The organism is Peribacillus sp. NPDC076916 (assembly GCF_050269675.1).
Taxonomy (GTDB): Bacteria; Bacillota; Bacilli; order Bacillales; family DSM-1321; genus Peribacillus; species Peribacillus aracenensis.
Genome location: NZ_JBNNIU010000003.1, coordinates 834,023 through 841,969, shown reverse-complemented (window position 1 = coordinate 841,969; position 7,947 = coordinate 834,023). Strand labels below are relative to the sequence as shown.

Genomic DNA, 7,947 nt, shown 5'->3' with positions numbered 1-7,947 from the left:
GACGACAGAACTGGTCATAAAAGCTTTCAATAACGCACACTTATCACAAAAGCCCTCGGAGGGCTTAGTTCTTCATACGGATCTTGGCTCACAATATACAAGCAGTGAGTTTACTCAACATATCCAAAACCATCATATTAAGCAATCCTTTAGTCAGAAAGGTTGCCCGTACGATAATGCCTGTATTGAATCCTTTCATGCCCTATTAAAAAAGGAAGAAGTCAACCACGTACAATATCTAGACTATCAAACAGCTAAATTAGCGATGTTCCAATTTATTGAAGGTTGGTATAACCAAAAAAGAATTCACAGCAGCTTGGGCTATCAAACCCCACAAGCCATTGAAGATCGAATTAGGAATACAGCTTAAGATTTAACATTTTAGTGTCCAAAATATTGACTCAAATCCAAATAACTAAATTCCATGATTATTATATAAAGCCCTTCCTTGGCATCACTTTAATTAAGCACTTACTTAATAAAATTCATGATTATTTTTATCCAACCTAAGAATGATAACCATAACGGTACACTGAATAAAGTTCCCCATATTAATCCCTTCATAAAAGCATTAAGTCCATCCATAATAAAAATCCCTCTCAATTAGGTTTTATTTTTATTATTGTCCCCATACTCTTTATTCTAGATACCTTTACGGTAATTTCGTGTAATGAAAACAAAAAAAGAAGACTTTATAACAGCCTTCCCTAAGATAATTTTTCATTTTCCTTTTATGAACTCCCGCACTTCTTCAATAGATAAACCTAAACTTTTAGCCTCTAACATTAGATAAACCCATTCTTCCCGTTCATTTTTAGCTTCCATGATAAATCCCACCCAACTTGTGGTAACACAGCCGTCTTAGCATTTAGCCTTAGACCTGTAATTTTGCGTCCCTACTTTTCAATAGGTTTGCCTTTCTCAAGAATATTTCACCTTAATTACTCCCAAGATTGATAAATATCTTGAATTCCCTTGTTTCCATGGTGCTAAATAAACCATCATGCACTAAAAAAATTTCCCTTTAATTAAAACTATATTAATGTTAATTATACTTAAAAACGTATTAATAGCTCTTAATACTATTCGTTTTTTTCTGCCATTTTTCAACACCATTCATCAAAAAGTGACATTACAATGTTAATACATTGGTATTATGTGCTTTCTTTAACAACTCTTTTATTAAAAATACATTTATAATAGCTATAATAAGCTCGAACTTGCTATCTTACAAAAATAGTATTTCGAAATATAAATTCAGTTTTAATTTATTTCCCCTAAGAAAAAAAGCCAGCATTACAAACCATACTATGGCTGTAACCTGACTATTCGTGAACAAATATTTACACACTTGATTCCATTTGGATACCTAATAAATTGCTAAACATCCCTCTTTTTTCATTAGCTAACTGGTTATATTCACCGACCTGAATGATTTCTCCCTGATCCATGACCAGTACTTGATCCGCATTGCGAATCGTCGATAAACGGTGAGCTATGACGATGATGGTCATTTTCCCTTTTAATCTTTCAATAGCGGATTGAATCTTCGCTTCGTTCTCGGTATCTAATGCACTTGTCGCTTCATCCAATACAAGGATGGCCGGTTTGCGTAAAATCGCTCTGGCTAACACTAGACGCTGCCTTTCCCCTCCTGACAGTCGGACACCTCGATCACCGATGAGTGTATCCAGACCTTGAGGTAGCTTACTGACAAAATCAGCAGCTGCAGCGAATTCCAAAGACTCCCATATGGATTTCTCACTTGCATCAGGGTCAATGATCAGCAAATTTTCCCTTATTGTTGCATTAAAGAGAAACGGATCTTGCGGGATATAACTTATGGACCTCCGCAGCGATAATAAGCGGTCATTAGTAAGGGGAATATCATCTATTCTGACTTCCCCCCTATCAGGTTGATTTAATCCCATTAATATATCAATTAAGGTGCTTTTTCCGGCACCTGATCGTCCTACTATAGCGGTCATAAGGTTAGATGGTATGTGTATGTTTATATTTTTAAGGGCATAAGTGCTTTCATTTTGATCATAAGTAAAATAAACATTACGGCAATCCAACCCTTGTTCAATATCAATAGGCTTGATATTTTTATAATCAGATTCATATAACTCTCTTGCAACTCTACATTCGTTTTGTAAATCCGACAGCGCTTTAAAAGACGGTAGAGTAGATCCTATTTGCTCTAAATTCGATTGAATGCTAGTAAACCTTGGCCATAACCTTGAAAAAATAACTGTTATCAGCATTAATTGTGTTGGCTGGGCCATGAACATCTTTATCGAAAAAAATACAAAAATGGCAATTAAGACTGAAGATACAATTTTGAAGATCATCTGGGAGGTAGTATTTAAAGTCGTTAACTTGATTCTGTTTTTTTCCATTCTCTCACTTAAAGACAGAAACCAATTCAAATGAGATTCCTCTAGTGAATTACTTTTGATATCTTTCATTCCGTTAAGGTGATCTGTCATCCCCGCTAAATAGGTTTGTGTTAGCTGATAGGTTTCCTTCCCAATGGACTGAGACTTTTTCACAAATTTCCGGGACGAAAAAATAAGAATGAACCCAAAGGCTATTATAAAACTCGTCATTGGAACAGATAAATAAAAAGCTATACCGATTTGGATGAAAGTAAATATAAGTGAGGATATAAACTGTAAAAATAAATTTATCCCTGCACTTACATTGAAGGTTTCATTAGTCATGATGTTGATAATATCGGATTTCCTCTTTTTTAAATAAAATCCCCAATTGACTTGCAGCAGGCTTCCATACGCCTCATCCCTTAACTTTCTAACAAAACCTTGTTGGATTTTCACTCCCAAAATTGTTTGATTCCGCTTAAATACACTTTGTCCTACCATTAATATCACATAAACTCCAAGTATTAATAAAAGGCTTAGCGTTTCCGGAATTCCCAAGAATAACTCATTAACCCAGCTTATGAAAGGCACTTCATCCGTTTTTATATCCATTACACCGGTCAATCCAATCAATGGGATCAATAAGAAAATTCCTACACTTTCTAAAAACCCTATTAAAATCATACAAATAAGATTGATATAGAGAATTTTCCCCGAATAATCATGTATTTGTTTGGTAAAAAGTAACAGATGCTTCATCACCATATCCTCCATTCAAAGCCCATATTTAATCATTTTCCTCCATGTTACCGGTGGTAAAGCGCGAAAATGGAAGGAAAGGTATTGGGTATTCACTTTTCTAAGATTTTTAGAAGATAGTATGGGTGGGGTAGTAACGCGTGGACTCCTGGACCTTGGAGGGTTTATTTGGTTAAAATAGAATGTTTTAAGATTGTTAACTAGATTCCTGTTCTTTCAGACCTCTACTTCTGTTCTTTTTAGAGAACTTAGAAACAACAGTGAACCTATCCATCACTTCAGCTCCGGTTATATAAAAAGGTCCACTGCGCAGCCAAGCATGTGCAATGAGCCCTCCATTCTCATCTTTGGCTGTACCTAAATAAAGAGTGCTATCAATCTTTCGTTTTTCCAACATCTTCATAGCCGCCATGGCCTTTACAAGACACTGGCTTTCCCATATGGTGTAGCGGCTCATAATATTTATAGCCCGCGATACATTTGCTAAAGTCTCTTTATCCGCTGCATTCAATTCATATGATGACTCTTTCATCAGTTCACCAAGTGTTGGGGCAACTTTTGAAAAGGAAATGCTTTTAAGATAGCGGGCCCTGCCTAAATGTAAAAAGGCTTCGATATACAGCAGCTTTGTCTTGAAATCTAATCGAAGAAAAGTCTGAGCTTTCTTTACGATATTCATTGTTTTAGCCTCCTAGACTAAAGATTCATTATACTAGGAATGTATGCTAACTAAACCTTGTTCCAGCAATTGACTTAAAAAGTCCGTGACATGCTCTTTACAATCGGTCGGATCGACATTGTATTGTGACTGTAATGTTGTAACTAACTCTTGAATTGTAATGGGTTCCTTCATTAACTCCCAAATTTGCCCGCCTAGTTCACCTAAATTATAATATTTTCCGTTAGAAACGCTTAACATGACCTTTTCCCCATCCATGTCACTTACTATGTTTCCTGGATTTTGGCTATATAGACTTTTTGTTTCAAGTTGATTAATATTCATAAACACTTTCCTCCCTTTTTAATGCATGTAAAATTGTTTCGGATAAGTTCGGAGCCGTGAAACGGTCCGTTGGTCTACGTAGTTGGAAAAACTCGATTTTCTTAATCATTTTGGCTGAAGTGTTGAAATGCCAGTCCATCAATCCAGATCTTTGGATAAAAAAATTGCGATATGTATGATGATATAATTTATAAAATCTTTGAAGAGATGGTATTGGCTTGATATCTATCTCGGTATCTTCACTCTTGATCAATTCAAAAACACCAGCAAGCGGGAGTTGTTCGGTAATAAACTGATCTTGAACAGGAACAGCGAATTTATCTTCTCTAACAATGAGTGGCTGATAGTTATTTGAATCCATTTCAAAATGATTTAAGCTCTCCAGCCATAATTTTTGTTGTGGATATGAAGGGGTTACAATGGGTATATTTTCATTATTTAGAGTTACTGGTATGACATCATCACTCATGAGCTTATAGCCCCTTTTTAAAAAAGCTGAAGCAAGAGTGGATTTCCCAGCACCAGAATCACCAACAATCGCATATGCCTTTCCATCTATGGCCACCGCACTTCCATGTATAGGAAGGATTTTTCTTTGCATCAAAATGGCACCCATGCATGTTCCGAGGATATAAAGCCGTATCTCATCTTCTTGCGCCTCATCAATTGGACAAAATTCTATTCTATTACCACTTTGGATCAAGAAAATGGAAGTATTGGAAACATGGAACATAATCCAGTCTTTCTTAATTACAAAATCATCTTCTGGAACTGAATGCTCAGACCATAATGCATGGAGATCCGCTTTTTCGATAACAATATCCGTTTTATCATCCACTATATTAATAGGAAGCAATTCAGGCAATGCTATATCACTTGAAACGGTTAAACCATACGCTTCATAAACTGTTCTTGTTTTGATACCGATCATATAAATACCCCCGTACATAAATAACGTCTCTTAATTAGACAGTTCGAATGTTTAATACTTTGTTATTCTTGAAGTCATACCCCTATTAACTGGATAAATAGGGGCTTAGGGGAACCTAACAGACTTTGTAGCGTAAAAAGTTTAACTAAAAGTTATGTCACCTTTAGGAGTGCCTGCTGGAAATGCAGCATCTGTGTAATCACCATCTGTTCCAAGCATTGTTTGATTAACATCAAGTACTTCTAATTCAGGTTTTTTCCATTCCTTTTTCATACTAATCACCTCCTTTTAATCAAATTTTTTTAAAAATCGATATACAATTAAACTACGCATTAAAAATTTATAATCGGGATCAGGCGCATATTCTGGCCTAGCTCCTTCTTTTATCTTTATTAATGCTTTGTTAATTGCTTGAGCATCTAGATATTCTAATGCTTTTTTATCTGCTCTCATCTGCTGCAACTCATCAGTGAATGTCTCCCATTTGGGCAGCATTCGGTGAACCCAATCTGCACCTTGCACACCCCTGTACCGTTGGTTTAGCCTTACTTTATCGGGTAGGAAATTCACTGTAGCATTCCGAATCAGGGCACGATCCATCCCATTCTGTACATATTGACTTTCCGGGAGTGATAAGCAAAAGCGAATAACTCGGATATCATTCGTCGGATCTCGCTTCCACAACTTGTATCGTAAGGAGAGCTTTGTGGAAAGTGTATTTCCTGCATTCCACTGAAAGATATCTTCAAAATGCTTTTTTCTTTCTTTAAAAATATTAGAATTCGAATACCAGCCTGTTTCATCCATGCCGAAATCTTTAAATTTGTCATATACCCTTACTTCTTCTGCAAATCTTGGATTGATTAAGGAAGGAATTTTATATGGCGTGCCCTCCGGAAAGATCCGATCAATGATTGGAAAGCCGATTCTTGCAATGGTTTTCACCTTTCGCAATCTAGATCCGCCAACATTATTCCTATATTGTTCCAACTCTTGATATAGTCGAACCCACTTTAGCCTTTTTAATAGAAGGGAGTAATACTCCAAGGGGAATCCCCAGGAAATTGAAAAGTTCCCTCTATCTCCATTAAGCAAAACACCCATCCCATCCTCATTCGCTTTTTCAAACATCCCTTTCAACCAGAAAGAATTTTCAAAAAACTTATATGGCATCTCCATGATGTCAAGAAAGTCTTCCATTTCAGAATAGGAGTCTTTCCCCTTAAAGTCACAATAATGATCAATAATGCCACCAACATGTCCTACCGTAGATTTGATGAAAGGCCGCTCATCAGCCAATAAGTATTTAGGAGTAAAATCTTTAAAATCTTCGGGAGGAATATAACTATATGTATGTAGCGCAGTGCTTTCCCGCTGCAATTTATTCACTGCAAAGCCAACAACAGCCCCGGAATCCAACCCACCACTCAACTGGGCGCCAACTTTCCGATGTGTCCTTAATCTTGATGTAACAGCTTCCTGGAAGACACTTTGAAATGCTTCTATGTAATCTTCAGTAGATTTAAGTTTTAACTTATCGCCTTGAGTTAAAAAGGAATATCGTTTTAAAGTCACCTTATTATTCTCTATTGTTAAGCTATGAGATGGTGGTATCTGATTTATGGTTTTATACGGCGTAAATGAAGAATCTACTGCATCAATCATTCCCGATACGGCCAAATACTCAGCAAGCCACTGCTCATTCAACTTTTTTTCAATAAAAGGTAATGTTAAAAGTGGATCTATTGTAGTACAAAAAGCAAATTTCTGATAGTTTTGGTGATAATAAAGCGTTCTGCTTCCCGAAAAATCCCTTGCCCCAAACAGTTTCTGTTTCTTTTCATCCCAAATGACAAAAGCAAAATCTCCTATTAAGAACTTGGGGGCCTCTTCACCCCACTTATAGTAGGATAGTAGAATCAGTTCACTATCAGTAATGCCCTTTTGGTTGGAAGGCCTAACTTGTAACCTCTGGATTAACTCTTCACGATTATCAATAATAGCATCAGCCGTAATAGTACAGCGTCTTTCAAAATCATATAACGGGAGCTGCTCACCAACAGATTCCGGAGTTATCCATTGAGCATGACAACCGAGAAAAACCTTTTCTGAATTCCACATTTGGACTGAATCAGCAGGGTACTTTTGTAAAGCCGTCATCAAATTATGGCAATGTTGAAGATTCATAGGCTCTTCATTAAAATGATAAATACCGGCTATAGCACTCATGTTTTCCCCCTGATTGTTTTGTTATGTGAATAAATTACATTATCCTCCTTCGATGTTGGTTAAAAACTTTGATGAAAATACTTCTATCATCTGATCTAAAAATTTTCACCCCAACTAACTTTAATGGTGTCCATATTTCTTTCATTTGTAATAGAGGCATTTAAATTCATCCTTTCAATTCATCAAACTCCTAAAAGCATGGCCAATGATTGGCATAGATATTAGTATTAGTATTTATTTCTCTAAAATTAAAATTATTATTTATAGTTTTTTTTGAAATGCATTGCTTAAAATTTCGCTTACTAAAAAAATTATTACTTAATAGTTCTATAGTATTTAAAAGACAAGCTATGCAAATTCTATAAAGAACCATATTGTTCTTTATAGCGAATCATCTAACTTAAAATTACCACCTATTGGTGGCTGTGTCAATATCTTTACTAACAACGACTTATCAAAAAAAGCTTCCCAATCGCCCATCTTTCCATTGCAATAAATCTTAAAAAATTCCCTTCTAAAATACTCTCCTAATTGTTTAAAATTTATTGCAATTAATGTAATGGTGATTACTTCTTAAATAATTTCAGGTGTATGAGAATGACAGTTAGTAGGACCAAATTGTTTATAGGCCATTGAGTAAG

Annotated in this window: 8 protein-coding genes and 1 riboswitch; of the genes, 1 reads left to right on the top strand and 7 read right to left on the bottom strand. The window is 35.8% G+C overall.

Features of this window, described 5'->3' with window-relative positions:
* Window positions 1-370, top strand: a 370-nt coding sequence (locus tag ACQKFG_RS13620) for a transposase (protein ID WP_427559675.1), incomplete at its 5' end; no start/stop codon positions are given.
* A 350-nt stretch (window positions 371-720) separates the two neighbouring features.
* On the opposite strand, the gene ACQKFG_RS13615 is transcribed toward ACQKFG_RS13620, so the two are convergent.
* The 7 genes from ACQKFG_RS13615 to ACQKFG_RS13585 all read right to left on the bottom strand — a co-directional run bounded on the left by ACQKFG_RS13615 (window position 721) and on the right by ACQKFG_RS13585 (window position 7,306).
* Entirely contained in the window at window positions 721-825 is a 105-nt protein-coding gene (locus ACQKFG_RS13615) for an anti-repressor SinI family protein (protein ID WP_144549927.1), read from the bottom strand.
* A gap of 18 nt (window positions 826-843) precedes the next feature.
* Window positions 844-927, bottom strand: a riboswitch (cyclic di-GMP riboswitch).
* Between the two features lie 416 nt (window positions 928-1,343).
* Window positions 1,344-3,143 carry an ABC transporter ATP-binding protein gene (locus tag ACQKFG_RS13610; RefSeq protein WP_427559671.1) on the bottom strand — a complete coding sequence of 600 codons (1,800 nt, stop codon included), beginning with the start codon at window positions 3,141-3,143 and terminating at the stop codon, window positions 1,344-1,346.
* 196 nt (window positions 3,144-3,339) lie between these two features.
* The gene (locus tag ACQKFG_RS13605) at window positions 3,340-3,822 is read right to left on the bottom strand and encodes a lasso peptide biosynthesis B2 protein (protein WP_349727939.1); all 483 of its coding nucleotides are present in this window, start codon (window positions 3,820-3,822) and stop codon (window positions 3,340-3,342) included.
* A gap of 33 nt (window positions 3,823-3,855) precedes the next feature.
* Window positions 3,856-4,146, bottom strand: a complete 291-nt coding sequence (locus ACQKFG_RS13600) for a lasso peptide biosynthesis PqqD family chaperone (RefSeq protein ID WP_192205842.1) — start codon at window positions 4,144-4,146, stop codon at window positions 3,856-3,858.
* Window positions 4,136-5,077: an HPr kinase/phosphorylase gene (locus ACQKFG_RS13595; RefSeq protein WP_427559667.1), complete on the bottom strand. Its 942-nt coding sequence runs from the start codon at window positions 5,075-5,077 to the stop codon at window positions 4,136-4,138. Before ACQKFG_RS13595 ends, ACQKFG_RS13600 begins: the two co-directional genes overlap by 11 nt.
* 141 nt (window positions 5,078-5,218) lie before the next feature.
* Complete coding sequence (locus tag ACQKFG_RS13590; RefSeq protein ID WP_141489635.1) at window positions 5,219-5,350, bottom strand: paeninodin family lasso peptide; 132 nt, start codon at window positions 5,348-5,350, stop codon at window positions 5,219-5,221.
* A 15-nt stretch (window positions 5,351-5,365) separates the two neighbouring features.
* Window positions 5,366-7,306, bottom strand: a complete 1,941-nt coding sequence (locus ACQKFG_RS13585) for a lasso peptide isopeptide bond-forming cyclase (RefSeq protein ID WP_427559663.1) — start codon at window positions 7,304-7,306, stop codon at window positions 5,366-5,368.
* Window positions 7,307-7,947: the final 641 nt, after the last annotated feature.